Below are 23,211 nucleotides of genomic sequence, written 5' to 3' on the forward strand. Positions count from 1 at the left end.
ATCCTTATGAATTTATCATTTTTTCAGCCAGTCCTATCGTACTCAGCCGCTGCCGGGCAAGCCGGGCCCAGACCGAGTCGTAGGACTGTGCTACCTGCTCAAAAGTTTCTTTTGCCTTATCCAGTGCATTGCCTTTCTGGTAGGCGTCCCCCAGCAGGAAACCGATATTGGCCTTGGCCCGGTCTCCTTCTGAAAAATCCAGGGCTTTGGCAAAGGCATTGGCTGCCTGGCCATAGGATTTCATTTCCAGGTAAGTTGCCCCCAGCGATTTGTATGCGCTTGCCAGTATCTCGTAATTTTCGCCGGGAGATGCGGCGAACGCCTTCACTGCACGGGCCTGGAGTTCGGACGCCGTTTTTAAGTCTGATTTTTTCCGGTAAACGCCTGCGCGAAGCATGAGGATCTGCCCCTTCTCCAGTGCGTCTCCCCCCGCCTTATATGCCGAGACCAAAGTATCATTTGCCTTTGAAAAATTACCTTTTTCCAGATAGATTTGTCCGATTCGGGTAAGGGCCTCTACCCGGTTTTTATCCTTTGGGAATCTTTTTGTAAAAGCATACAATAGTTTTAACGCATCGTCATCTCTGCCGGACTCATCCATGGCTTTGCCCAGTCCAAACAGAAGTGCCGCCGGCCGCTCTGCTCTTTTATAAAGTTTATAGGCGGAAATCAACTGATTAAATGCCTCTTCATAAAGCCCGGCCCGTAAATATGCCCTGCCTACATAAAAGGGAATCAGTCGGCCCCCCATTTTATTTAACTTGACCTGTTCTCTTTCATACCTCATCAATACGGAGGTATATTCATCGGCCTTCAATTGTTCTTTGAACAACGCCTCGTAGGCTTTTTGCATGAGCTTAACCGCCTCGTAGCGCAACCCCCTGGGATGGGTGGACAACAGATCCTCAATTTCCTTGATGCACTTATCATACTCTCCATTTTTCTGATAAATTTCAGCCAGGCGCATCATGGCAATCCGGGCATAGGTATTTTCAGGAAACCGGGACTTGATCATTTCGTAAATATCAATCTTTTCAGCATCCGTTTTTAAATACCTGGCAATTCCAATGGAGGCATTGATATATCCCGGGGAGTCAGGATATTTTTCCCGGACCAGTTCGTACAGTTTGATCGCCTTTTCTTCCTGATTCTCCATGCCGTAAGCATCGCCGGCCTTACTTAAGGCCATATCAGGATCTTTGATATCGGGATAAAGATTCAACAGCCGGATGTAATTTTCCCGGGCGCCTTTACTTAAGCCCAATTCAAAACTGGCATCTGCCGTGTATCTAAGCAGGTCAGAAGATTCATAAACCTTTTTCACATCGTTTTTTATGACATAATTAAGAACACTCAACGCGTCATAATACCGCAGGTTTCCAAAAAGGGCCTTACCATACCCCACGCCTGCATCCGCTATATAGCCGTTGCTTATTTTGGACTCAAATACCTTTTTATACAGATTTAATGCTTTGTCGTTATATCCTCTGTCATTATAAATTTCAGCAAGATGATACTCCACCTCAGGCATACCGGAATAGTCGGGAAAGTCTTTGGTGATGATATCAAAATACCCTTCGGCGGTTGCGCTGTTGTGCAAACGGGTATGAATCAATCCCATGGCGGCATAAGCATAGGGAAGATAGCTTGATTTGGGAAAGGCGACCATGGCGTCCTGAAACATGCGTTCTGCAGTCAAAAGCCCTGCCGGGTCATTGTTCTCAACACCCATAAAATTGACATAGGCCCTTAAATAGTAGACCTGTTCCCGGCAAAAGGGGTTTTCTTCAAACAAATATTGCTCCAGAATGGCGCCGGCTTCTTTGTACAACTGTTTTTTAACCAGAAGCATCGCATTTTCGACTGCATTGGCCTGGCAACCCTGCAACGGATCATCGCCCCGGTACATATCGCTGATATCGCCCTTAAAACGGCTGGCCTGGCGGGTTGGCGGTATATAAAGCGGTGGTTCCTTTAGTCTCTTTTGGGCTTTAGCCGGGCCGGAATCTTTTTGGGTGGCAGTGTCGGTTTTTTGGACAGTATCGGGGGGCTGTGCTTTTGCTGCCGGTCCGGCTTGGGGCTCGGGCGCAGGGACTTGTATTGCCGGATCACCAGTGGCCTGGGCAAGGGCTTGTTTCTCCCCGGGCTCTGTTGCCGGAACTACCGCCTGTTTCTCAGGTTGGGAAACAGCAGGAACTGCCGTTGCTGAAGGTTTCATGACAGTCTCCGGCTGGGGCGGCGGGGTAGATTGGGGAACGGAAGGCGTAAGCATTTGGGTTTTGTTTAACACCACCGTCAACTGGTTATTGGTGGCATCAAAAGAGAATTTAATTGTTTCTTCACTGGCGTGCTTGCCCGTCACCATCAGGGCGACCACGTTGCCTTCAAGGGTTTCCACATGGACGGATTCAAGATTGGGATTATCCTTTCCGCCAATGACAAGTCCTCTCGTAAGCGTTGCATTTTTAATGGCCACCAGGACTTCCCGCTCTCCGACACGGATAACTTTTACAGGCGCTTTTCCGGTCATATCAACCGTCACTGAAAAGGGATGATCCTTGACATGGATTGCTTTGACAACGGGGTGTGCGGCCATGGTTGTTGCTGTTTGAATGAACACGCAGAAAAATACGGTCCAGGCCGATGATAAAACCTTCAGGTATGTAGGGATTAATTCTCTCATGGCATATTAATATCCAAAAGGGTTCATGGTTGGAGAATTAAACAGCAAGTAATGTGCCATACCCAGACTTATTGTGACTTTCATATAAACAGCCATGGGCTGATCTGACATATCAGCTGCCAGGCATAGTCCACAACAAAGCTTGAAAGATCTGAGTAACTTACCCAGACTTTCTTATAAAAAAACCTGGACAGGATGTGGGGATTTCCGGCGGCAGGTGTCAAAAAACCGGCATCTCATCTTCCGGTTCAATATCCATTTTTTTTATCTTCTCAACCAGGGTTGTCCTGTTCATTTTCAGCATTTCGGCGGCCTTGGCTTTTACCCATCCGGTTTTATTCAAGGCATGGGTAATCAACGCCTTTTGATACGATTCCACTGCCTCATTAAAACCGATGTCGTTCCGGAATACGCCAGCCACACATATCGGGGTGGCATCTGTCCCGGCATCGGTCATACAGCCCGGCAGATCAGCTATGCTGACGGTATCTGTTTCCACCAGGACCGACAGCCGTTCCACCAGATTTTCCAGTTCCCTGATATTGCCGGGCCATTCATAGGTCTGAAGCACCTGTTTTACCGAATCTGGAAATATTTTGGGCTTGTATTCGGTATTGCGCCGTGCGAAACCGGACTGGAAATGGTCCACCAGGGGCATGATATCTTCAGGGCGTTCCCGCAGGGGCAGGATTTTGATGGGAATCACATTAAGGCGGTAATACAGATCTTCCCTGAATTCGTTATCCTCTATGGCGGCGGTCAGGTTTTTGTTGGTGGCGGATATTACCCTGATATCCACCGATATGGTCTGGGAGCCGCCCACCCGCTCGAACCGTCTTTCCTGCAAAGCACGTAATAGTTTTACCTGCAGATCCGGGCTCATGTCTCCGATCTCATCCAGGAAAATCGTCCCTTTATCGGCAATTTCAAATCGTCCGGTCCGTGCCCGGTGGGCGCCGGTAAATGCGCCTTTCTCATGACCGAACAACTCACTTTCGAGAAGTTCGCTGGGAATGGCCCCGCAATTGATTACCACCATGGGGCCGTCTTTTCTTGCTGAATTTTTGTGGATGGCCCGGGCAATAAGTTCCTTGCCTGTACCGCTTTCTCCCGTGATAAGCACTGATGCGTCAGAGCGCGCAACTTTACGCACCCGTTCGAGCACGGCCATCAGTCCTTTACTCACGCCGGCAATGCCGTTGCGGTTAAAACCCGATGCATTTCTCGGCGATACATCAACAGCGCCTGTTGTTTTTTCGGCAGTTGCTTGGACCATAGGGCTTTATTACTTAAGGATCTTTTTGAGTTTGTCGGAAATCGCCTCTGCCGTAAACGGCTTGACCACGTAATTGGAGACACCGGCTTGTACGGCTTCTATGACGTTTTGTTTCTGGGCCTCTGCCGTGACCATCAAGAAAGGTGCTTTTTGGTACTGGGTGCTTGCCCGCACCTTTTTGAGCAGTTCCAGGCCTGTCATTTTGGGCATGTTCCAGTCGGAAATAATCAGATCAATCTCCTGGCTTTCAAGGACGTCCCACGCCGTTGTTCCATCATCGGCCTCCACCAGATTTTTAAAACCAAGCTGTTTTAAAATATTCTTCAGAATACGGCGCATGGTCGCAAAATCGTCAACTATCAAAATCTTGATGGATGTGTCCATTGCCACATTTTCCTCCTTAATTGGATTGAAACCCATCTTCTATCTTTCAAAACATACCTCAATTGTAAATTCTCCACCATCGGTCTGGAAAGGGATCGCGATTTTAGGGCCATTCCCATAGTGCCTGATGGTATGTCTTCTCCCCGTGATCACTGATGGTATGGCAGCCTTGAACACCTTGCCTATTTCATCAAGTTCCCGCCGGGCCTGTCCTGAAATCATATTTGTCAATTCCCCAACGGCATCGGCGATATCATCGTTGAGCGTGTCTATTTTTTCTCCGAACATGTTGGAGACAACCGTTAAAATACATTTTTCTTCAAAGGTTACGGCAATGGTGCCTTGGGCGACGCCGGTCAGTCCCATGACGCCGGTCACATCACCCACGGCGATATTATCTTTTTTTAAATAGGGTTTTCCCGCCGAAACCGTTATAAAAGCCATTGTTTCCAATACGTTAATGGTTGCATTGATGAATGGATTTATCAGTGTAACATCCAATGAACAACACCTCCAGCCAGTTTAAATTTCACCCGACAACCTGATTTATATGACGTCAGGGCAATTAATCAGAGCCTTCAATATTATACAAAACCAACGTTTTCAGATGGGTATACGTATCTACGTCCATGGACTCAAACTCTACAGCGAATCCGGCGTCCGTGTGCCTGACGATTCGTCCCTGAATTTCCAGTTTGAGATCGTCTAATCCTCCGGACAGATAAACATTCACCTGGCACACCGTGTCCAAGGATGGTCGCTTGTCTGTCTTGACAAACACGCCCCTCTGGCTCAAATCCTTTGAATGGGCCTCAAACTGTACTTTTTGTTCGGACTCATCAAGCATATGGATTTCGATTTTGGTTGTAAAAAGTACCCTGGAATATTTTCGCCTGTCGTCTTTGTCTGAAATGCTCAATGCAATTTAACTCCACGCTGAAAGATATAAATTGTTTTAACTCAATAAATTTCTAGGTTAGATTAGCATATTTCATTTTCAGGCTCAAGCCATTAAAAATCATCCGGCAGGTCTTGATTTGCCACCTGCAGGAAAACATCTACCACATCAGGGTCAAACTGGGTACCTGAATTTTTAATTATAATGTCGATGACGACATTCTTATCTATTTTTTTCCGGTAGGCCCTGTCCGAGGCCATGGCGTCATAACTGTCGGCAACCGATAATATCCTAGCAAGCTTAGGAATCTGTCCGCCTTTAAGGCCGTCGGGATATCCCCTGCCGTCAAAACGTTCGTGGTGATGCCGGATAATCTGCGCTTCTCTGCCCCACAGCCCCAGCTTGCTTATAATATCAGCGCCGATGGCAGGATGCTCTTTTATTTTTTCGTATTCATCTCCGGTAAGGCGTCCGGGCTTTAAAAGAATATCATCCCTGATACCTATTTTACCGATGTCATGAAGGCTGCCTGCCACATTGATCATGTCCAGTTCTTCTTCAGTACATCCCATTTCCTCGGCAATGATATGGGCGACTTTGGCTACTCTGGTGGAGTGCTTGCGGGTGTAAAGATCCCGGACCTCAAGGGCCGTAACAAACGCAAACAGGGTTGAAAACAAATTTTCATATATATTTTCATATAAAGCGATATTCTCAATTCCCGAGGCGGCTTTCTGGGTGATAAAGTTTAAATAGTAAATATCCTGCTCTCCAAAAAAACGCGGTCCTTGGAAAATATACGCCGAAACAACACCGAAAATTTTATCCCGGATTTTCAATGGCGCAACCATAAAGGAGCCCACCTGACCTTCCATTGATGGGATGCCTGTCGCATTTGTGATAAGACAGGGCGTGTAAACGCTTCCCAGCGACTCTATGATAAATGTTTTTTCCTGTTCGGGAATATCTATGGAATGGGATACCGGGCATTTTTTATTTTTCGCACCGGCTTTGTCTACAAGGACCAGGGAACTGTCCTGTTCTGAATAAACATGAAAGAAGACCCGGTCCGCCTTGAGTTCTTCGACGCCTAACCGGACGACCTTGTTAAAAATTTCGTAACTGGAATCAATGGCGGCAAAATCCTCCATGATCCGGTTTAAGGTGTTGACTTCCGCTACTTTTTTGACCAGCTCGTTGTTGAGCCGGCGCAGGCGTTCCTGACGTTCCACCTCTTCCTTTAGGATCAGATTTTCAACAAAAAGCCCGCGTTCCCGCAATATCCTGCGCAGAGTCAGCTCCATCTGTTCGAGGTTCACCGGCTTGATCAGGTAATCCACAACGCCGTTTTTCAGGGTCTGGATGGTATTTTCAAGGGAAGGATACCCGGTCATCACCACAACCGGCAGCGTACTGTCAATATGGCGGATTTGTTCGGCCAGTTCGAGTCCGTCCATCACAGGCATATTGATATCGGTGAAAACGCAATCTATTCTTTCCCGGTTAACAATATCCAGGGCGTTTTCCCCGTTTCCTGCAGTATATATCTGGTAGCCTTTTCTTTCAAAAAATCCTTCGGTGACATCCAGAATGCCGCTTTCGTCATCCACCACTAGGATTTTAATATTGTCCTTGTCCATCCATCTCGACCTGTTGTTAATCGGAATTCACCTAAAATTTACATGTATACGAAACCCCATCTTTTATCAACCAAAATCAAATTGTCTAAGATTCCAACGAAGTCTGCGCAAAGAGAATTTAATTTGCATTTTTTGTATTTGCTAAGAATAATATTCTTGACTTTGTGTAAAACAGAGAATATCCTTTCACAAACATAAAACTTATGTGATAAATTTAACATAAATTGAATATTATTGGTATGGATAAAACTGACCTGGAAATTCTTAAAATCTTGCAGAAAAAAGCCAGGATCCCCAATGTTGAGGTTGCCAGAGCCATTGGTATGGCCCCGTCTGCAGTGCTTGAGCGAATTAAAAAACTGGAGGCAAAAAAGATTATCCAGGGCTATGAGGTGCGCCTGAACCCGGATATGTTCGGCGGTGCCATGACCGCCTTTGTCAGCATCCAGGTGACCCGACCGTCCAAGATCCGGGAAACCGGCGAACAGTTGGCAACCATTGAACAGGTCCAGGAAGTCCATTATCTGGCAGGTGGAGACGCCTTGATGATTAAAATAAAAGTGTCCGGCAACAATGAGCTGGACGAACTGATACAAACCCGGATCGCCGATGTGAGCAGCGTAAAGGCGACCAAGACATCTATTGTGCTTTCCACATTTAAAGAAAGCGCCAAGATTAAACTGCCGGATGACGTCTAATTTAAAAATAAAGGAATTATTATCATGCCCATGTCACCTGAATTCAAAGAGAGGCTATCAAAGGTGGTTCTGGATGCCGTAGCAGCCTTTGGCAGCCCTTTTCACATCTACGATGAAACCGGGATCGTTCAAACATGCCGGGCCCTGAACAACGCATTTGCCCCTATTGACGGATTCAAGGAGTATTTTGCCGTAAAAGGACTGCCGAACCCCACGGTGATGGCGCTTCTCAAAGCCCAGGGGTTTGGGTTTGACTGCTCTTCTGTGCCGGAAATAGAGCTGGCTCGTAAAGTCGGAAGCAATGCCGACGATATCATGTTTACCTCTAACAACACCACCCGGGCACAGCTGGAAGCGGCCATGGACAATGGCGGCAGCATCATAAACCTGGATGATATCTCCTTGATTGCAAAACTGCCGGCTGTACCTGATTTGCTTTGTTTCAGATACAATCCCGGCGCGACACGGCAGGGGAACGACATTATCGGTAAACCTGAAGAAGCCAAATACGGTCTGACCCGGGACCAGATTTTTTCAGCCTATGGCCAGGCCCTGGACCTTGGCGTCAGGCGTTTTGGTCTGCATACCATGATGGCCTCCAATGAACTTAATTACCAATACATGATTGACACGGCGGACATGCTGCTGGAGCTGGTGGAAGATGTAAGCAGTGCCCTTGATATCCGGTTTGAATTCATTAATATCGGCGGCGGGTTAGGCATTCCCTACACCCCGGATGCCAAACCATTCAATCTGGAAGGTATGGCCGGCGGCATTATCGCTTCCTTTGAGGCTTTTAAAGCGAAAAACGGCTGGGTACCCAAATTGTATATGGAAAGTGCCCGGTATATCACCGGTCCTCACGGTGTCCTTGTCACCTCGGTGATCAATCATAAAAATACCTACCGCAACTATGTGGGTGTGGATGCATCCATGTCGGCATTGATGCGCCCCGGGATGTATGGGGCATACCATCACATTCACATCCATGACAAACCGGAATCAGCCCCCTTAAAAACAGTGGATGTCGTTGGTGCACTATGTGAGAATAATGACAAGTTTTCCATTCAAAGGCAATTGCCCGAAACCCGTGAAGGCGACATCCTGATTATCCATGACACCGGGGCCCACGGACATGCCATGGGATTTAACTACAACGGCCAGCTTCGTCCCAAGGAACTTCTGCTTAAAACCGACGGCAGCATTGAACTGATCCGGCGGGCAGAGACCATGGATGATTATTTTGCCACATTAAATTTTGAGCCCAGAGCCATCACACCGAACCAAGGCTGATGATCAAAATAAAAATAATTGATTATCAATCCAAATTGTGGTTTGCTTTAGCCTGTATATGGCCTAAAAATTTCGACTCTGGCATTGACCCGGCAGGAGAAATAGCATGGATTTAAAACAAGTCTGTCCTGATAAGCTACTCACCGCACAAGCAAGTGTAAAAAAGATTCGCAATGGTTCACGGGTATTCATCGGTACAGGATGCGGAGAGCCCCAGCACCTGATCCGGACCATGGTAGAAGACCGGTCCCTCCAGGATATTGTTGTATATCAGATGCTGTCAACCACCCTGGCGGAATATCTCAATGACGACAATTTTTCGTCCCGGTTTTCCATTAAGCTGTTTTTTATTTCCGTTCTGATGCGTAAATTTGCATTTGAAGGAAAAATTGACTATATCCCGGCCTACTTGTCCCAGATTCCAAAGGTTTTCCGGAACAATGAAATCGGCCTGGATGTTGCCCTGGTTCAGGTGAGCCCTCCGGATGCCCATGGGTACTGTTCTTTAGGCATTTCCGTTGACATCACCCTTTCTGGGATGAAAAGTGCCCAGGTAACCATCGCCCAGGTCAATCCCCAAATGCCCAGAACCTGGGGAGATTCTTTGGTGCACATCGACGATATCGATTATTTGGTGGAATACGAAGAAGAGCTTCTGGAATCCCTGCCCAGGACCAAAAATAAAACCGTGGTCGAACGTATCGGACATTATGTCAGCCAGCTGGTGGATGACGGTGCTACACTGCAGATCGGTTTTGGGCATCTGCCCCATGCCATCATGCCCTATCTGGCCGGCAAAAAGGATCTTGGTATCCATACCCAGGTGATCACGGACGGCCTTCTGCCTCTATTCAAACAGAAGGTAATCACCAACCGCAAAAAAAATTTTCTCCCCGAACGGGCTGTTGCCTCCCTGTGCATGGGGTCAAAGGAATTATATAATTATATATCCGACAACCCCATGTTCTATTTCAGATCCTCTGAATTTGTGAACGATCCAAATGTTATTGCCAGAAATGATAACCTGATCTCCATCAGTTCTGCACTGGAGGTGGATCTGACAGGCCAGATATGCACGGACTCAAAAGGGTATCTGTTTTATTCGGGCATCGGTGACCAGGTGGATTTTATCAGGGGATCTGCCATGTCCAAAGGCGGGTTTTCCATTGTTATCATCCCGTCTACGGCCCAGAACGGCCAGGTCTCCAGGATTGTGACGCATTTAAGTGAAGGTGCCGGAGTCGCCACCACCCGGGGTGACATTGACCTTGTGGTCACTGAGTACGGCATTGCAGAAATCCGGCGGAAAAGCATTTTCCAACGGGTTATGGAACTGGCCCAGATTGCCCATCCCAAATTCCGCAAGGAGCTTATTGAACAAGCCAAACAGCGCCATTATATTTTCAGCGACCAGCTGCCGCCCACAAACCAGGATCTGCTGTTCCTGGTTGCATATAAATACAACATGCTTTTGCCCAGCGGAAAACAGTTGGAAGTCAGGCCGCTTCAGCCCTCGGATGAATTCGAATCAAGAAATTTTTACTATTCCCTCCAGGAAGATTCCATCTATTTTCGCTTTTTTAACCGGCGCAAAGTATTCTCAAGGCGCATGCTCCAGCAAATGTGGGCCCAGGTGGATTACAGCCGGAATATGACCCTTATCGCCCTGATGCAGCAGGGCAAACGCAAACAGATTGTGGCAGTGGCGTCTTATGCGGAAGTGGACCCCAAGAATGCGGAAGTGGCATTTCTGGTGCAGGAGGAACTGCATGGTCAGGGGATTGCCACCTTTATGCTGAACTGCCTTGAAAAGATTGCCCGTAAGAACAATTATTCCGGTTTCACAGCCCTTGTCCTGGCCGAAAACCGGAAAATGATCAGTGTGTTTAAAAACACTTACCCCCATGCAGAATTTATACGGGGGGAAAGTGGTGAAATTGAAGTGACCATGCCCTTTGACATGAATAGAAAACCGGATATGGATGATGATCAGTCCCTGGAATAAATATTTATTTGTTTTTTGCGCTTAATTCGGGAAAATCCCAGTAAAAATACTCTTTGACAGGCGCTTTTTCAACCCCTTCGCTTCCCCGCCGGTCAGCTTCGGCATCCCGCAAGTCAATACGGCGAATTTTTCCGGAAATGGTTTTTGGCACTTTATCAACAAATTCAATTATCCTCGGAATCTTAAACTTGGCAAGAATATTCATGGTGTGCCTGAACAACGCCAGGGCCAATTCCCTGTTGCCGGTTTCACCCGGACTGAGAATAACATAGGCTTTGACCAGTTGGTACCTGTTGGGATCAGGCGTTCCCACAACTGCGGCCTCGTCTACGGCAGGGTGTTCTATAAGCGCACTCTCCACTTCAAAGGGGCCGATGCGGTAATCGCTGGATTTAATGACATCATCTGCCCGCCCCACAAACCACCAATACCCATCGGCATCAAAGGACGCCCTGTCTCCGGTGTAATAATACGGGTCTACAAATACGGCATCCATCTTTTCCGGATTGCCGATATACTCCTTAAAAAGTCCCACCGGCATCCATTTGTTTATTTTTACAACAATGTGCCCCACCTGATCCGGTTGCGTAATTTCGTTGCCGTCATCATCTGCCAAGGCCACATCATACATGGAAGACGGCATACCAAAAGATCCTGCCCGCATATTTTCGGCCATCCATGGCGGATTGCCGATCATGGCCGTGGATTCTGTCTGCCCGTAAAAATCCCGGATACGGGTGGCGGTGAAGCCATGCCAGCGTGTAATGACTTCCGGATTTAAAGGTTCTCCGGCAGACACGGATTGACGCAGACAGCGCAGGTCAATACCGTCAAGGTCTGCATTTACAAACATGCGCCAGGCCGTAGGCGGCGCACAAAGGGTTGTGACCTTTTGTTTTGCAACTGCGTCAAGGTAAGTTTTTGCATCCAGAGAATCAAACCGGAAGGCCGTTACTGTGGCCCCGACATTAAAGGGCGCAAAAAAAGAGGACCAGGCCCATTTACCCCATCCGGGCGCACTGAGATTATGATGGGTGTCATCGGGTGTCAGCCCAAGCATGACCGTGGTTGACAGATGCCCCACAGGATAGGAGACTGCCGTATGCCCCACCCGTTTCGGCAGGCCGGTGGTGCCGGAGGTAAAAAAGCAGAACAAGATATCATCGGATGCTGTGTCTACGGCATCCGCCGTGTCAGATTCACTTTCCACCTCGTCGTAGGAGATCCAGCCCGGGGCCTTCCCAAGCACCAGTTTAACCTTGGGGACAATACCGGTTTCCCGGATAGCGTTTTCAATAATGTCAACATTGGCCATGTCTGCCAGAATTACATCCGGTTTATAGGTGCCAAACCGGAATTCCAGTTCCCTTGCGGTCATGGTGGTGGCTGTGGGCACACTGACAATACCGGCCTTGATGCAGGCAAGGCTGGCAAACCATATCTCAGGACACAGGGGCACCATCATATACATATTATCTTTTATGCCAACGCCCCTGTTTGCCAGAAAATTGATCAGCCTGTTGGCCCGGCATGACAGGTCAAAATAGGAAAACCGGCTGGATTCAAGGGTGGTCAGATCTTCATACACCAACGCTGTTTTATCCGGTGTCCGGGCCACATGAATCCCTTCAAATACCTGGCTTGCCCAGTTGAATGAATCCGGCATTGTCATGCTGTTCAAAGAATCAAAAAATGCCTTTACCCGGGCCTGTTTTTCAGAATCATCCGGCATCCGGTTGATATGGATGATCTGTTTGTAAAGTTCTCTCATGCTCTGGGAAACACTCCTTGCAATCCAAATTAATCTTATGTATAGCTGAGCAAAAAATATTGATTCTATAATGGATCATCCACGGGTTTGTCAAAATATTTTGCGCAACAGGCTATTACAGAACGTCACTTTTTGCAGCAGCCTGCCAAGGCCTGTAAATCAAGGAGCCCTCCTCATGACAGATAATCCTCCCGTTTTGATACTGGCCCCTTTGCAGGGGGTCACCGATGTGGTGTTCAGACAGGCGTATGTCCGGCATTTTTCCGGCATTGACCAGGCCATGGCCCCGTTTATCTCCACCATGAGCAGCAGGCGCCTGAAACCCTCCCGACTGAAAGACGTGGATCCGGCCCTGAACACAGCCCTGCCTGTCATCCCCCAGATTCTGGGTAATAATCCGGATGATTTTATCTATCTTGGGAATTACCTTTTTGACATGGGCTATGCCCAGGTGAACTGGAACCTTGGATGCCCCCATTCAAAGATTGCAAAAAAACTGCGGGGCTCGGGCCTTTTATCCCACCCGGATAAAATAGACGCCTTCCTTTCCCGGGTCATCCCGGCCATGAAGCCCACGCTAAGTGTTAAAATCCGCCTGGGCCGTAAAGCTAAGGAAGAGATCCGGGACCTGATTGCAATGTTTAATACCCACAAGCTTGACGAAATCATCCTGCATCCCAGAACCGGGGAGCAAATGTATACAGGCGCTGCTGATGTTGACGCATTTGAACAGGCCATGAACGACTGTGGCCATCCCATGGTATATAACGGTGATATTGTGGATTTGGTATCATGGGAAAGAATCCGTCAGCGTTTTCCGGAAATCAATCGTTTCATGATCGGCAGGGGCATTCTTTCCAACCCATTTTTGCCCGAGCAGATCAAAGGGGTGAACATTGATTCCAAACACACCGACGCCCCAATACATGAACGATTAAAAAATTTTCATGCGGATCTTTTTAACAGTTATAAACAAGTCTTTTCTGGTCCGGGGCACCTTATTGGACGCATGAAGGGATTCTGGAGCTATCTGGGGCCTTCCTTTGAAAACAGCAAAAAATCTTTGAAAAAATTGCTCAAATCAAATTCGGAGCAGGGTTACTTAGACCGGGTCAATGAATTTTGGGACATGAGCTTAAACTTCGGCCCGGGCAGGATAGAATGACACGTCGGCCCGGATACCTAGTGCCCGACCGAAAATCGTAAATGTTGCCCCCGCCTTGTACTCGTGACATTTTGATGTTGATGCCGTTCTTAAAAAACTTGGGGCTTGCTTCTAACTGGGGCAACCATAACTATCATAAAAGCTTAGGAAACCATGTAACAAATTGAAGAAAAAATTTGCAAGCCTTCCCAGATGATGTTAACAATTTTATTGTTGATTCTCTAAATAGTTATCCAGAGCTGGTCATTTTTATTTTTTAGAGGGTATCCTGTTAAATAGTGGTTAAAAAAAAATCAGGAGGAATAATGACTCAATCCGATCCGAATAAACTGTATATTGATGCAGACAATAGAGTCAGTGCCGCAGGTGAGCAACCACGACCGAAAAATGCTGCAGCTTTTTTACAGATTCCGGCAGCGTTGGAAGATGAAGTGAATGCTTATGTTAATAATTTAGCCAAGGAAAAGAATATAGAATGGGAAGATGAAGAGGGTGGAGACAAATCTCTTTTTCAATCACAAGGATGTTTTCTCGTTATATCTTTGGAAAAAATTGAAGCGGTAATGAATGCAATCAATAATTGTTTTTCTTTGAATGAAGGTGATATGGATGAAATAAAAAAAAATTTAAGACAAGCCATGAATATTATTAATGGTATGTAATTTAAAATGAACGCGTCATTAAGTGATGATACCGGGGTTTGGGGACATGTTGGATTTTTCAACTTAGTCTTGTTAAAAATGGCATCCATGTCCCCGGGATTCCAAAACGTGCTATTCCATTAAATTCCAGAGCATTGCAGCTTGCGGCGAAAACCCCTTTCCCCGGGCCTGGTTTTCCAGTCCGATCATACCCATGGCCGCAACATCCATGTTCACCGGACCAGTAGGCTGACGCAGGGCTATGGTCAGAAGATAGGTGTTGCATAGCTTGCAGACGCTCACCCGTTCTTCGTCCTTGGCAGGGCTGTCCTGGTCGAAAAAATATTCAAGACTACTCTGTTCATTATTTTCGCATCGGGGGCAGGTGTGGCGGCTAAATCGCCATTCATGGGCGCATACAGAACACTGCAGCCAACGCGCCTCCCCTTCACCGATGAGCCCTGCAACAGCCGGGAATGATCCGCACATCGGGCAGTGCCCGTGCGGCCACTGATGGCCCTCTATCAGAGGGGAGAAGGCCCGGGCCTGAATCTCCTTGAACGGTTCGGCAATCTGGGCCAGGGCAAACCTGAAAATGTCAGGACTGGTTCCTGCCCGGGCAGCAAATGCGGTTATGTTTCGGGTGTAGTTCTTCACAAACGCCTGGACGCAGTCGTCGGCATCAAGGCTGTCGTCCGCAATGTTGCGTTCAATTGCTTCAATGTCCGCCCCAATGCCTGAAAATGCCTCTGCAATGGGCGGTAGAATCATGTGGGCTGCCTGTTTAAACTCCTTTTGGAAATCCATAAGACCTGTGATGGCAAACAAATGCACCCCTTTGGAAAAACGGATCCAATCAGATTCAGGAATATCTGGTTTGTTTATCTCATCTTCAGACAGACGTTCCGTCAATTCAGCTTTTGCCACAAGCACGGGACCAAATGCAGAAACAAGTGAGGATAACCCAGGTTTGCGCACCGCCAGGTCGTCAAGGGCTGTTTGAATGCCTTTGGGCGTTTTTTCATGGCAGATACGTTCATTTTGATTCATAATGTTTGACCTCCTTGTGTTTTGGATATTAAATAGAAAGAGCCGCCTCATAGCCCCCATGCACCGCATCGAACGCCGTACCCACCTTTAAGGCATCACCCGCGACACGGTACTCAATGCCGAGTTGTTCAGCGATTTGCGCCAATGGATTGTACGACACCGCGCCGGCAGCCACCACAACTGTGTCAACGTCCAGGGCAGTGATTTCGCCATCTTTTTCTATTTTAATGCCTGCTTCCGTGATTCGCAACACTTTAGCGGCGATGACGGTTTCCACATTAAAACGCTTAAGATCCTGCATCATTCCCCACCGTGTTGATTTACCTATATCCTTTCCAATTCGATTTGTCATCTCAATGAGATACACTTTTTTGCTGCCTCGGGTGGCCATGTCAAAAAGTGCTTCCGGAGGTTCGGCCTTGTTCACCAGCAGAAACTTGATGGTTTCCGCCGACACGGTGCCTTTTTCCGCAAGGAACAATGCCGTTTCAACCCCCACAGCCCCGCCGCCGATGATGGCCACATGTTTGCCGGTTCCCACCTTGCCTTCAAGGACATCCCAGGCCCCTGCCACATGGGGGAAATTCATGCCGGGGATGGGCAGTTCAAGGGGCATCGCACCAGTGGCAAGGATCAGGGTATCGGGTTTTTCCTTTGAGATGCGAGTCTTGCCGACCCTGCAATTTAATACAACTGGAACTTTTTCCACAGAGAGCTGGGTTTCAAGGTCATCTGAAAACCGGGCAAAGGACTTTCGGCCCGGTGGAGCGGCCGCCAGGTGGAGTTGACCGCCCAGGCGCCCGGAATGCTCATACAGGGTTACATCATGTCCACGCCGGGCACAGGTCAGCGCGGCAGTCATACCGGCAGCCCCGCCGCCGACCACCATTACTTTTTTGGCCGCCCCAGCGTTATCTGCCTTGCCCCGGTACTCATGCCCGGCCAAAGGGTTGCAAAGGCACTCCACATGTCTTAGCCTGAACAGATTGTCAAGACAGCCCTGGGCACAGGCAAGACAATGGACAATCTCCTTTTCTCTACCCTCACGAGCTTTTTTCGGCAGATCCGGGTCTGCGATCAGGCTGCGCCCCATGGCAACCATGTCGCAAAATTTTTGATCAATCATCTCCCTGGCGGTTTCAGGATCATTTATCCTGTGACTTGCGATCACAGGGACATCTACAGCGGCCCGGATATCCCGGGCAAGATAACCGAATGCGCCTCTGGGCACCTGGGCCACAATCTGGGGCACCCGGGCTTCATGCCATCCCACATTGATGCATAGGGCATCCACAGGCCCTTTGGACAGTTGCTTTGCATATTCAATAAGATCCGACCGTTCATTGCCTCCCGGCATAAAATCATTGCCGTTCATTCTTACGATCAAGGGATAGTCCGGCCCCACGGCATCCCGAACCGCCTGGGCCGCTTCCATTCCAAATCGCATGCGGTTTTGAAGGCTGCCGCCATATTCGTCGGTGCGTTGATTGGTCAGCGGAGACAAAAATTCGGAGATAAGATACCCCGTGCCCGACAGAATTTCCACCGCATCAAACCCTGCCTTTTTCACCCGGGTGGCGGCATTTGCAAAGGATTCGATGGTCTGCTGTATCTCACTGATTTCAAGGGCTCTGGGTGTCTCCCTTGTCATCTTGGACGCAACGGCAGACGGGGCTACAGGCTGTTTGCCATTAATCAGAAATGAAAAATTATACCGGCCGGCATGGTTGATCTGCACGGCACAACGGCTTCCATTTTCCCGGATGGTATCTGCCAGCCGGGTCAGTCCCGGGATAAATTTATCATCATGGGCACCAATGTTCCGGGTGTTGCCGGACAGTTCGTCCACCGTTGCATACCCGACACAGACCATGCCCGGCCCTCCCTTGGCCCGTCTTTTGTAAAATGCTACGATTTGATCCGTTACTTCATAATTCTGTGCCATGCCCAGGTGCATGGCCGGCATGTAAATTCTGTTGGGAATGTTTAATTGATTGATTTGAATGGGAGTAAACAGGGGATCTTTCATTGGGCTTCCTTTATCGTTTGGGATTCACCTCGCTTAAGTGGAATATCCCATTTTTTCATGTGCTTCCACACAAGAGTCCTGCTTTTCCCAAGTTGTCTTGCCACCTCAGCCTTATTCCAGTTGCAGGCATCCAAAAGCGATACCAGACGTTCCCGGGTCAAGGGTGCCGGAGAAAAGGATGGCTGATTTGAGAGTGAGGCGCTTTGTGGCGGCATCGCATAAGATTGATTCTGGCTGTGAATCTCGTCAGGTAGATCGGCACACGTTATTTCCCGGGTACGGCAGAGCACAAAGCCATGGGCAATGGCGTTTTCCAGTTCCCGCACATTTCCCGGCCAGGGATAGGCCATCAGCGCTTTCATGGCCTCCGGGGTTACATTCCGGATGTCCATGCCCTCGTGTTTATTTCCTTTTTCAATGAAGCTGCGGACCAGCAAAGGAATATCCTCCAAACGCTGACGTAACGGCGGAAGCCGGATGGGAAAGACCTTAAGCCGGTAATACAAATCTTCACGAAACGCGCCCTCCCGGGTCAGGGTGCTTAAATCTTTGTGGGTGGCAGCAATAATTCGGATGTCAATTTTCTTTTTCCGGGTGTCTCCCACCCGCTCAATTTCCCTCTCCTGGAGTACCCGCAGCAGCTTTACCTGCATATAGGGCGTCAGTTCCCCGATTTCATCAAGAAATATGGTGCCGGTGTCTGCCTGTTCAAATCGCCCGATCCGGTCTTTATGCGCACCGGTAAACGCGCCCTTGACATGACCGAACAATTCACTTTCCAACAGCGTTTCGGACAATGCCGAGCAGTTTACCGTTACCAGGGGGCGCTGCTGTCCTCCGGTCGCTTCATAATGTATGGCCCGGGCCACAAGCTCTTTGCCGGTGCCGCTCTCCCCCTGGATCAGGATGGTGGCCCGGCTGTCTGCTGCCGCCCGGATGGCATGGAACACCTTTTCCATGGCCGCTGATTTTCCAATGATATTGCCAAGGGCGTAACGCTTTTCAAGTTCTTGCTTGGCAGAGGCTTCCCGGGCCTTGATGGCTTTGATTTCCGTTAAATCGGTCAAGGTTTCCACAATGCCCAGCACATTATCTTTTTCATCCCGGACCAGTCTGGCGTTCTTGATCACCGGCACATCATAACCGTCCTTGTGCCGGATAAAACACTCCTTGGCTTCTGTTTTGCCGTGCGTCAGTACCTTGCATTGGGATATATCCGCCGGGTTTGTTTGATCATAACACCGGCTGCACTTGATCAGGCAACACTTTTGCCCTACTGCCTGTTCGGCGGTGTAGCCGCTGATCTTCTCCATGGCCCGGTTCCAGGCTGTAATTTTACCGTCCTGGTCCAAAGTAAACAGTCCTTCAGCCATGGCATCTAAAATATGGTTTAAAAAATTAAGGTTCCAGATCCCGTGGTTATTCATATTTCATCCGTATAGTTACTGTTCGACACCGGGTAATGATAAAGTAACGTTACTTAACAATCAATTGTTATCCTCAAACCGATTGTTTTTTTTCTTTTTGTCTGTCACCTGACAGGCATCGCGCATTCAGGTGGATACACCCATTTTAGGAAGAATATAAATTTGAAGCAGCAGATAAACTGCAACAAACCCGATCATAATCAAAAATTCCATTCACTATCTCCTTCCGAGTTACAATGTTTGATAATTTTACGTCTGTGGTATATGGTTCTGGTCGGACGCTCTTTAATATTTAAAGTTCGACCGGAAATAAAATTTTAACATACCAACGCCTGATTATGGAGGCCTCATGGCTGAAATACAAGATATTGTACTGATTTACATGGAAGACGCCCCTCTCAGTTTTGCCAGAATTGAAGATATTGTGCCGGACCATAAAAAAGACTGGTATCAGATCAGATTGCTGATGCTTCAGGTTCCAGTGCAGGTCGTTACCTGGATTTTAAAAGCGGAATACATCAATGGAGAGGTCTTTTCCATGAACGGCAAAAGCATGCGGCTGGAAAAAGTGGTTGCCCCTGTCCTGCCCGGTGAACATGACGACGAACCTGAAACATTACCTGAAAACGGCAAAAAGCCTGAATCACTTGAATCGGGTGATCCGCCCGAAAAAAATAAGGGCAACATCATCTCCTTTTCCAAACGAAAAAACCATAAAAACGGGCAGGAGCCATAGATTGACCGGCCCGACCGGCATTTTGTCCGCCTCCAGGCGTACGGATATTCCAGGATGGTATACCTCCTGGTTTCTGGATAGAATTGAAAAAGGCTATTTTATTGTGACCAATCCATTTAACAGGCAGTCCAGAAGGATTGGCGCAACCGCCAAAGACATTCATACCATTGTTTTCTGGTCCAAAAACTATGGCCCGTTCCTGGACTTGAGCGCCCATAAAATTTTAGCCCATAAAGGATTCAATCTGTTCTTCAATTTTACCATCAATACACCTCTAAAAGAGCTTGAACCCGGTTTGCCTGATCTGTCAGCACGTTTGGAGCAGGCACGGCGTATTGCCCGGGACTTCAGTCCCGTACAGATTGCCTGGCGCTTTGACCCCATCTGTTTTTATGAGAAGGGCGGCAAGGTGTTCGACAATCTTGATGCCTTTGAATATATTGCAGGGCAATTGTCACAAATGGGTATCAAAAAATGTATTACCAGTTTTTATGATCCGTACAAAAAAGTAGCGGCAAGAATCAAACGCATGGCTGAGCCGGGCAGCCCCATAATCAAATTCATAGATCCCGGCATGGAGCGCAGGGCAAATATTATCCGCAGTATGGCCAAATTCCTAAAACCCCTTGGCATGGGCCTTTTTTTATGCTGTGAAAAAGAATTGATGGACGCAGCAGGATTAGACACATATGCATCCCCGAGCGCCTGCATCAATGGGCGCCTTTATAAAACCTTATTTGGGGGGAATCCGGAAACCCGCGGCGATTATGGACAACGGCGTAAAAAGGGCTGTCAATGCACAAAATCGTTTGATATCGGTTCCTATGAAGACCATCCTTGTTTCCACAACTGCCTTTTCTGCTATGCCAGAACGGGCCTTGACATCACAAAACCGTCCATGGATTGACCCGCCCTGTCAATCCCCCAATTAGCCTACAATAAAATATGAAAATAAAAGACTTGGAAATTAACGGCATCACCTTTCTGGCGCCTCTGGCAGGGATTACCAATCTGCCCTTCAGGCAGCTGATAAAAGATTGCGGGTGCGCTGTGGTATGCTCGGAGATGATCAGTGCCAAAGGCATATTTTACAACTCGGGAAAAACGGTAACCCTGCTTAAGTCACAGGAAAGCGAGCGGCCTTTGTCCGTCCAGATTTTTGGGTCGGAGCCGGTGTCCATGGGGCAGGCTGCCGCATTTATCACTGATCTTGGCGTAGCGGATATTATTGACATCAATTTTGGGTGCAGTGTCAAAAAAGTTATTAAGCAAGGCGCCGGTGTCGCGCTGATGAAGGAGCCCGTCCTTGCCCAAAAAATTTTAAAGGCTGTCAGGGACGCTACACCTCTTCCCTTTACCATAAAAATACGCAGCGGGTGGGATGCGTCCGGGGATCAGGCCGTGAATTTGGCAAAAATCGCCGAAGACCAGGGGGTCGACGCCATTGCCTTTCACCCGAGAACCGCAACGCAGGGATTCAAGGGGAAGGCGGACCGGCACCTGATTGCACGGCTTAAACAGGCTATCCGGATTCCCGTGATTGGAAACGGCGATATCATTACCCCCCAGGACGCAGGCGAAATGCTTTCTCAAACAGGCTGTGACGCCGTCATGGTGGGAAGGGCGGCCATGGCCAATCCGTTCGTCCTTTCACAGATCGAACAGTATGTGGCCCATGGCACATTCACCCGACCTGAGCCTTGGGCCATCTTCAGGAAAATGGAAGCGCTGACCCAGGGGTATGTATCCTATTTCGGGGAAACCACGGCATGCAGAATGCTCCGGGGAAGGCTTGCATGGTTTATCCGGGGGTTGCCCGGAGCTGCCGCGTTCCGCAAAGAATTATCCACCCTTTCAAGCAGTGCCCAGGCCCTTGAGATGATCCGGGATTTCGAGGCGGGCCTCAAGGCTTGATATATTCGGCAGATCCCACGGACGAAATCCCCCCGCGGGGAGTGAATTCGCCGGTCACCTTCATGTAAAGGGGATTTATGACCGAGACCAGATCGTCCAGAATTTTATTCACTACATGCTCATAAAACATTCCGACGTTTCTGTATTGCATCAGATAATATTTAAGTGATTTTAATTCCACCAGATGGGCGTCCGGGCGGTACTCGATAATGATCGTCCCGTTATCCGGCAAACCTGTCATGGGGCAGACCGAAGTGTATTCGGGCTGGGTAATTTTAATATCAATGCTGCGTTTGGATTTATATGCATATTCAATGGGTTCCAGCAGATCCGATGTAATGACATCAGCCGTATCCACTGTAAAAGGGATGTCGTAGTGCTTATTTTTCATCTACACGCTTTCTTCGTAAATCTTTACAATTTTTACCCGAAAATTTATTTCTGACGGGTTGCCAATCTTTCGGAGATTATGTTATCATACACCATCGAAGTATTCAATATGCTTCGAAACAGACTGCCGACGACAAGCTTGCTTTTGATGAACATTTAATCGACAAAATCCTGATCGTGCAGTATTAGGATTTTGTTAAAATTTTTCTTGACAAGCGGTTTAAAAAATACGATAAGAGCGATTGCGATATACCCAAAGAAAATGAATTATTAAATCCTTATTATTGCTCGCATTAGTTGATTAAGGAAGACCAAGGCACCTCCCGGGCCGATAAAAATTTAAACATGCGGCATAAGGGGAATCAAGGAGAAAGAGGTTATTTATTATGAACGATTTTTTACAAAGCCTTCGTAACGGCCAGGCTGAGAAGGCGAGAACACCTAAAACAAGAAAGAATTTTGACAATTCGTACTATTCCAATACATCCCGGTTCAATTCATATGGGGGATCCGGTTATCCCAGTAATAATAGATCCCAGCAAATGAAACGTCCCATGCCTCCAGGAGGACCCCAGACACCCGGCAACCAGGTACCTGAAGATCCCAATACCGTTCTTTTGGCCGATATTCTGGATAATTTAGGCACCCAGGTTGATATTCTGATTAAAAACCAGGAATATATGATTACGATTCAGGAAAGAACTGCAGATCTTCTCCAGCGCCAGGCTGACGCCATTGAGATCATCATGGACCGCCTGAATCTTTCCCCGGACCAGGAGATGGATATCGCCCCGACGTTTGAGCATCATTATATATCGTCCCAGGCTCCGGATGAAGAAGAAGATGTTGACGGCACTGTGGAAGATCTGCTCAAAGCGGAGATGGCTGAAGAAGAACGCCGGAGGGCAGCAGCTCAAAATGTCAACCAAGACAATAGTATTGTAAAAAAACGCAGAAAGATTGTTACATCACCAACACCAGCAGCACCGTCAGAATCATCATCCGGTGAAGCCGTAGATCTGATGCCCAGAGAAGAGATTATGGAGATCATCAACACCATGCGTGAACAAGGGGCCACCTATGACCAGGTTGCCAAGTATCTCATAGATCTTGGACAGCCCACCTTTTCAGGTCGTGGAGAATGGCATGCCCAGACCATCCACAGACTGTGCAGCAACAAATAGCAATTAATCATTAATTGTACAAAAATA

General features: G+C 48.0%; 20 protein-coding genes. 9 read left to right on the top strand and 11 right to left on the bottom strand.

What is annotated here, in order from left to right; genetic code table 11:
- Positions 1-4 precede the first annotated feature (4 nt).
- The 6 genes from B147_RS0113750 to B147_RS0113780 form a co-directional block, all read right to left on the bottom strand.
- A complete protein-coding gene (locus tag B147_RS0113750; RefSeq protein WP_020587783.1) occupies positions 5-2,683 on the bottom strand; it encodes a tetratricopeptide repeat protein in 2,679 nt (892 codons plus the stop codon).
- Positions 2,684-2,903: 220 nt separating this feature from the next.
- Positions 2,904-3,959: a sigma-54 interaction domain-containing protein gene (locus B147_RS28380; RefSeq protein WP_020587785.1), complete on the bottom strand. Its 1,056-nt coding sequence runs from the start codon at positions 3,957-3,959 to the stop codon at positions 2,904-2,906.
- A gap of 9 nt (positions 3,960-3,968) precedes the next feature.
- The gene (locus B147_RS0113765; RefSeq protein ID WP_033397397.1) at positions 3,969-4,343 is read right to left on the bottom strand and encodes a response regulator; all 375 of its coding nucleotides are present in this window, start codon (positions 4,341-4,343) and stop codon (positions 3,969-3,971) included.
- A 39-nt stretch (positions 4,344-4,382) separates the two neighbouring features.
- Positions 4,383-4,844 (bottom strand): chemotaxis protein CheX, encoded by a 462-nt coding sequence (locus B147_RS0113770; protein ID WP_020587787.1) that lies wholly within the window; start codon positions 4,842-4,844, stop codon positions 4,383-4,385.
- 64 nt (positions 4,845-4,908) lie between these two features.
- Positions 4,909-5,262: a PilZ domain-containing protein gene (locus B147_RS0113775; protein ID WP_020587788.1), complete on the bottom strand. Its 354-nt coding sequence runs from the start codon at positions 5,260-5,262 to the stop codon at positions 4,909-4,911.
- A 92-nt stretch (positions 5,263-5,354) separates the two neighbouring features.
- Positions 5,355-6,881, bottom strand: a complete 1,527-nt coding sequence (locus tag B147_RS0113780) for an HD domain-containing phosphohydrolase (protein ID WP_020587789.1) — start codon at positions 6,879-6,881, stop codon at positions 5,355-5,357.
- 239 nt (positions 6,882-7,120) lie between these two features.
- Between B147_RS0113780 and B147_RS0113785 the strand changes: the two genes are divergently transcribed.
- The 3 genes from B147_RS0113785 (at position 7,121) to B147_RS0113800 (ending at position 10,877) form a co-directional block, all read left to right on the top strand.
- Positions 7,121-7,579 carry an Lrp/AsnC family transcriptional regulator gene (locus tag B147_RS0113785; protein WP_020587790.1) on the top strand — a complete coding sequence of 153 codons (459 nt, stop codon included), beginning with the start codon at positions 7,121-7,123 and terminating at the stop codon, positions 7,577-7,579.
- 24 nt (positions 7,580-7,603) lie between these two features.
- Positions 7,604-8,872 (top strand): diaminopimelate decarboxylase family protein, encoded by a 1,269-nt coding sequence (locus B147_RS0113790; protein ID WP_020587791.1) that lies wholly within the window; start codon positions 7,604-7,606, stop codon positions 8,870-8,872.
- Positions 8,873-8,978: 106 nt separating this feature from the next.
- Positions 8,979-10,877, top strand: coding sequence for a bifunctional acetyl-CoA hydrolase/transferase family protein/GNAT family N-acetyltransferase (locus B147_RS0113800; RefSeq protein ID WP_020587793.1), 1,899 nt, complete (start codon positions 8,979-8,981; stop codon positions 10,875-10,877).
- A gap of 4 nt (positions 10,878-10,881) precedes the next feature.
- On the opposite strand, the gene B147_RS0113805 is transcribed toward B147_RS0113800, so the two are convergent.
- Positions 10,882-12,648: an acetate--CoA ligase gene (locus tag B147_RS0113805; protein WP_020587794.1), complete on the bottom strand. Its 1,767-nt coding sequence runs from the start codon at positions 12,646-12,648 to the stop codon at positions 10,882-10,884.
- Between the two features lie 175 nt (positions 12,649-12,823).
- Here B147_RS0113805 and B147_RS0113810 point away from each other — a divergent pair, with 175 nt between their 5' ends.
- Together B147_RS0113810 and B147_RS0113815 are read left to right on the top strand one after the other, a co-directional pair.
- Positions 12,824-13,813, top strand: a complete 990-nt coding sequence (locus B147_RS0113810) for a tRNA dihydrouridine synthase (protein WP_020587795.1) — start codon at positions 12,824-12,826, stop codon at positions 13,811-13,813.
- Positions 13,814-14,118: 305 nt separating this feature from the next.
- On the top strand, positions 14,119-14,475 hold the full coding sequence (locus B147_RS0113815; RefSeq protein ID WP_020587796.1) for a hypothetical protein: 357 nt from the start codon (positions 14,119-14,121) through the stop codon (positions 14,473-14,475).
- A gap of 111 nt (positions 14,476-14,586) precedes the next feature.
- On the opposite strand, the gene B147_RS0113820 is transcribed toward B147_RS0113815, so the two are convergent.
- From B147_RS0113820 to B147_RS0113830, 3 genes are read right to left on the bottom strand one after another with little or no spacing between them, the layout of a single operon-like run.
- Positions 14,587-15,504: a formate dehydrogenase accessory protein FdhE gene (locus tag B147_RS0113820; RefSeq protein WP_020587797.1), complete on the bottom strand. Its 918-nt coding sequence runs from the start codon at positions 15,502-15,504 to the stop codon at positions 14,587-14,589.
- A 28-nt stretch (positions 15,505-15,532) separates the two neighbouring features.
- On the bottom strand, positions 15,533-17,533 hold the full coding sequence (locus tag B147_RS0113825) for an oxidoreductase (protein WP_020587798.1): 2,001 nt from the start codon (positions 17,531-17,533) through the stop codon (positions 15,533-15,535).
- Complete coding sequence (locus tag B147_RS0113830; protein ID WP_020587799.1) at positions 17,530-18,960, bottom strand: sigma-54 interaction domain-containing protein; 1,431 nt, start codon at positions 18,958-18,960, stop codon at positions 17,530-17,532. Before B147_RS0113830 ends, B147_RS0113825 begins: the two co-directional genes overlap by 4 nt.
- Positions 18,961-19,309: 349 nt before the next feature.
- Here B147_RS0113830 and B147_RS0113840 point away from each other — a divergent pair, with 349 nt between their 5' ends.
- Genes B147_RS0113840 through dusB form a run of 3 tightly spaced genes read left to right on the top strand, consistent with a single transcriptional unit; the run spans position 19,310 to position 21,610 of the window.
- The gene (locus B147_RS0113840; protein WP_020587800.1) at positions 19,310-19,696 is read left to right on the top strand and encodes a hypothetical protein; all 387 of its coding nucleotides are present in this window, start codon (positions 19,310-19,312) and stop codon (positions 19,694-19,696) included.
- 1 nt (position 19,697) lies between these two features.
- Positions 19,698-20,603 carry a DUF1848 domain-containing protein gene (locus B147_RS0113845; RefSeq protein ID WP_020587801.1) on the top strand — a complete coding sequence of 302 codons (906 nt, stop codon included), beginning with the start codon at positions 19,698-19,700 and terminating at the stop codon, positions 20,601-20,603.
- A 38-nt stretch (positions 20,604-20,641) separates the two neighbouring features.
- Entirely contained in the window at positions 20,642-21,610 is a 969-nt protein-coding gene (gene dusB, locus B147_RS0113850; protein WP_020587802.1) for a tRNA dihydrouridine synthase DusB, read from the top strand.
- Here the strand turns inward: dusB and queF are convergent.
- Positions 21,600-22,001, bottom strand: a complete 402-nt coding sequence (gene queF / locus B147_RS0113855) for a preQ(1) synthase (RefSeq protein ID WP_020587803.1) — start codon at positions 21,999-22,001, stop codon at positions 21,600-21,602. The two genes, dusB and queF, sit on opposite strands and share 11 nt — an antisense overlap.
- 385 nt (positions 22,002-22,386) lie before the next feature.
- On the opposite strand from queF, the gene B147_RS0113860 reads away from it, so the two are divergent.
- The gene (locus B147_RS0113860; protein ID WP_020587804.1) at positions 22,387-23,184 is read left to right on the top strand and encodes a hypothetical protein; all 798 of its coding nucleotides are present in this window, start codon (positions 22,387-22,389) and stop codon (positions 23,182-23,184) included.
- Positions 23,185-23,211: the final 27 nt, after the last annotated feature.

The organism is Desulfobacter curvatus DSM 3379 (assembly GCF_000373985.1).
Taxonomy (GTDB): domain Bacteria; phylum Desulfobacterota; class Desulfobacteria; order Desulfobacterales; family Desulfobacteraceae; genus Desulfobacter; species Desulfobacter curvatus.

What these genes read in the sequence shown, in the direction of transcription:
- B147_RS0113820 (WP_020587797.1), bottom strand. Translation starts at nt 15,504, where the DNA reads ATGAATCAAAATGAACGTATCTGCCATGAAAAAACGCCCAAAGGCATT.
- B147_RS0113825 (WP_020587798.1), bottom strand. Translation starts at nt 17,533, where the DNA reads ATGAAAGATCCCCTGTTTACTCCCATTCAAATCAATCAATTAAACATT.
- B147_RS0113840 (WP_020587800.1), top strand. Translation starts at nt 19,310, where the DNA reads ATGGCTGAAATACAAGATATTGTACTGATTTACATGGAAGACGCCCCT.
- B147_RS0113765 (WP_033397397.1), bottom strand. Translation starts at nt 4,343, where the DNA reads ATGGACACATCCATCAAGATTTTGATAGTTGACGATTTTGCGACCATG.
- B147_RS0113830 (WP_020587799.1), bottom strand. Translation starts at nt 18,960, where the DNA reads ATGAATAACCACGGGATCTGGAACCTTAATTTTTTAAACCATATTTTA.
- B147_RS0113780 (WP_020587789.1), bottom strand. Translation starts at nt 6,881, where the DNA reads ATGGACAAGGACAATATTAAAATCCTAGTGGTGGATGACGAAAGCGGC.
- B147_RS0113805 (WP_020587794.1), bottom strand. Translation starts at nt 12,648, where the DNA reads ATGAGAGAACTTTACAAACAGATCATCCATATCAACCGGATGCCGGAT.
- B147_RS0113860 (WP_020587804.1), top strand. Translation starts at nt 22,387, where the DNA reads ATGAACGATTTTTTACAAAGCCTTCGTAACGGCCAGGCTGAGAAGGCG.
- B147_RS0113800 (WP_020587793.1), top strand. Translation starts at nt 8,979, where the DNA reads ATGGATTTAAAACAAGTCTGTCCTGATAAGCTACTCACCGCACAAGCA.
- B147_RS0113785 (WP_020587790.1), top strand. Translation starts at nt 7,121, where the DNA reads ATGGATAAAACTGACCTGGAAATTCTTAAAATCTTGCAGAAAAAAGCC.
- B147_RS0113810 (WP_020587795.1), top strand. Translation starts at nt 12,824, where the DNA reads ATGACAGATAATCCTCCCGTTTTGATACTGGCCCCTTTGCAGGGGGTC.
- B147_RS0113815 (WP_020587796.1), top strand. Translation starts at nt 14,119, where the DNA reads ATGACTCAATCCGATCCGAATAAACTGTATATTGATGCAGACAATAGA.
- dusB (WP_020587802.1), top strand. Translation starts at nt 20,642, where the DNA reads ATGAAAATAAAAGACTTGGAAATTAACGGCATCACCTTTCTGGCGCCT.
- B147_RS0113790 (WP_020587791.1), top strand. Translation starts at nt 7,604, where the DNA reads ATGCCCATGTCACCTGAATTCAAAGAGAGGCTATCAAAGGTGGTTCTG.
- B147_RS28380 (WP_020587785.1), bottom strand. Translation starts at nt 3,959, where the DNA reads ATGGTCCAAGCAACTGCCGAAAAAACAACAGGCGCTGTTGATGTATCG.
- queF (WP_020587803.1), bottom strand. Translation starts at nt 22,001, where the DNA reads ATGAAAAATAAGCACTACGACATCCCTTTTACAGTGGATACGGCTGAT.
- B147_RS0113750 (WP_020587783.1), bottom strand. Translation starts at nt 2,683, where the DNA reads ATGAGAGAATTAATCCCTACATACCTGAAGGTTTTATCATCGGCCTGG.